2 tRNA genes and 1 rRNA gene are annotated in these 1,346 nt (G+C 51.1%); all 3 read right to left on the bottom strand.

The features are described 5' to 3' along the window. Positions 1-774, bottom strand: a 23S ribosomal RNA gene (locus tag FVF58_RS51035); the annotation flags it as partial. 319 nt (positions 775-1,093) lie between these two features. Beyond that, positions 1,094-1,169: transfer RNA gene (locus FVF58_RS51030), tRNA-Ala, on the bottom strand. A gap of 54 nt (positions 1,170-1,223) precedes the next feature. Beyond that, positions 1,224-1,300, bottom strand: a tRNA-Ile gene (locus tag FVF58_RS51025). Positions 1,301-1,346: the final 46 nt, after the last annotated feature.

Raw genomic sequence — 1,346 nt, 5'->3', positions numbered from 1 at the left:
CCTATCCACAGCTCATCCCCTAACTTTTCAACGTTAGTGGGTTCGGACCTCCAGTACGTGTTACCGCACCTTCATCCTGGCCATGGATAGATCACCTGGTTTCGGGTCTACACCCAGCGACTGAACGCCCTGTTCGGACTCGCTTTCGCTACGCCTGCCCTAATCGGTTAAGCTTGCCACTGAATGTAAGTCGCTGACCCATTATACAAAAGGTACGCCGTCACCCTCTTTCAAAGGCTCCGACTGTTTGTATGCATGCGGTTTCAGGATCTGTTTCACTCCCCTCCCGGGGTTCTTTTCGCCTTTCCCTCACGGTACTGGTTCACTATCGGTCGATCACGAGTATTTAGCCTTGGAGGATGGTCCCCCCATCTTCAGACAGGATTTCACGTGTCCCGCCCTACTTGTCGTACACCTAGTTCTTTCCAACTGTTTTCGCCTACAGGGCTATCACCTGCTATGGCCGCACTTTCCAGAGCGTTCGACTAACAGTAAGAATAAAGAGTACAGGCTGCTCCCATTTCGCTCGCCACTACTCTGGGAATCTCGGTTGATTTCTTTTCCTGCGGTTACTTAGATGTTTCAGTTCACCGCGTTCGCTTCGCGTAGCCTATGTATTCAGCTACGGATACCTCAAAAGAGGTGGGTTTCCCCATTCGGACATCTTCGGATCAAAGCTCGTTTGCCAGCTCCCCGAAGCTTTTCGCAGGCTACCGCGTCCTTCATCGCCTGTGATCGCCAAGGCATCCACCACATGCACTTGTTCGCTTGACCCTATAACGGGTGGGTCTCACTGCACTTCACGGGGAAGTGCATTTCAACTTTCCGCTACAGGTTGAGTATTCGTGTTGCGCCGTATTCCAAGGCAATCTTTCGATCACCTTTTCATACATTGATACAATCACAACCCTGATTCACCTACTCAATCACCCATCTCTAAGTGATCTTTCGTGAATCTCTTTACTACTTCTTCCTGATTGTTAAAGAACGACAGCCGATATCACGGTTGCTATAACCATGTATCACTCTGACTGGCTCAATCGCCAATGCACAACCATCTGCATCGATCTGCAGAACGCTACGCATTGAGGATTGGTGGAGGATGACGGGATCGAACCGACGACCCCCTGCTTGCAAAGCAGGTGCTCTCCCAGCTGAGCTAATCCCCCAGTCATACAGCTACCCCAGAGGTTTTTAGACGGTCAGCGCACCAGACAAGACTTTGGTGGGTCTGGATGGATTCGAACCATCGACCCCCGCCTTATCAAGACGGTGCTCTAACCGACTGAGCTACAGACCCCTGAGTCTGTCTTTTTCACAGCCGATAAGCGTGAGCGCTCAACGTT

It is taken from the genome of Paraburkholderia panacisoli (assembly GCF_008369935.1).
Taxonomy (GTDB): domain Bacteria; phylum Pseudomonadota; class Gammaproteobacteria; order Burkholderiales; family Burkholderiaceae; genus Paraburkholderia; species Paraburkholderia panacisoli.
This window is presented reverse-complemented; position numbering and strand designations above follow the sequence as displayed.